General features: G+C 58.8%; 1 protein-coding gene. It reads left to right on the forward strand.

Features of this window, described 5'->3' with window-relative positions; all coding sequences use genetic code 11:
- Positions 1-511: 511 nt before the first annotated feature.
- Positions 512-897 (forward strand): IS110 family transposase (locus tag E4Q23_RS23080; protein ID WP_169068746.1); only part of this gene is annotated, 386 nt, incomplete at its 3' end.

Consider the following 897-nt stretch of genomic DNA (forward strand, 5'->3'; position numbering starts at 1 on the left):
GTGCGTATTCCACACCAAAACTGGACACGGATTCCAGACGAAACTGGACAGTGATTCCACGGCAATATAGTTACTCAACCAAGTGTGAGCAGGGCCAGAGGCAACTGCCAGACATGCTCTTCAATTTATTCTAAAAGCATGGTCGAGCGAGCCAGCAGGCGACCGACCGTCTTGTCGGCGAGCACGCCGACAAGACGCCAGCATTGGCTTTTTGAAGGGCACGCATGGCGTGGTCGCCCCCTTGCCGGGCCCACATGCGGTCGTTCCGCTTTCGGTAGTCTAACTACAGCCGGCAGGTAGCTGTCGGTGAAAGCGGGACATGCAGCCGCGGATTACGAATAATTCCACGCAAACATTCGATGTTCACCAGTTTGGTTTCGAATCCGCGGGTGCGCTTGAGCGCGATAACGAATACTCAGGGATTGTCGCTTCATCGACTCTCTATATTGCTTTCGCAGCGCCCAGGCAGGCACGTCCCGTTCCTCCACTCTAGTACTTGGAGGTATGAACTATGACTCCTGAACCCAACCCAGAATTCGCCGCCTTCATCGGCATCGACTGGGCCGATGCGAAACACGACATCTGCCTGCAAGCGGCCGGAAGCCGCCAGCGTGAATTCGCCGTGCTCTCCCATCGCCCCGACGCCATTGATGAGTGGGCCGCCGCGCTCAGGCAGCGCTTTCACGGCCAGGCGGTGGCCGTCTGTCTCGAGATCGCCCGCGGACCGCTGGTCTACGCGCTGCAGAAACATGACTTCTTTGTCCTGTTTCCGGTGAATCCCGCCACCCTGGCGAAGTATCGTCAGGCCTTCCAGCCCAGCCACGCCAAGGCCGATCCGGCCGATGCGCAAATCGCGCTGGCGCTGGAGATCCTTCTGTGCCACCGCGACAAGCTGAA

It is taken from the genome of Candidatus Accumulibacter phosphatis (assembly GCF_012939955.1).
Taxonomy (GTDB): domain Bacteria; phylum Pseudomonadota; class Gammaproteobacteria; order Burkholderiales; family Rhodocyclaceae; genus Accumulibacter; species Accumulibacter delftensis.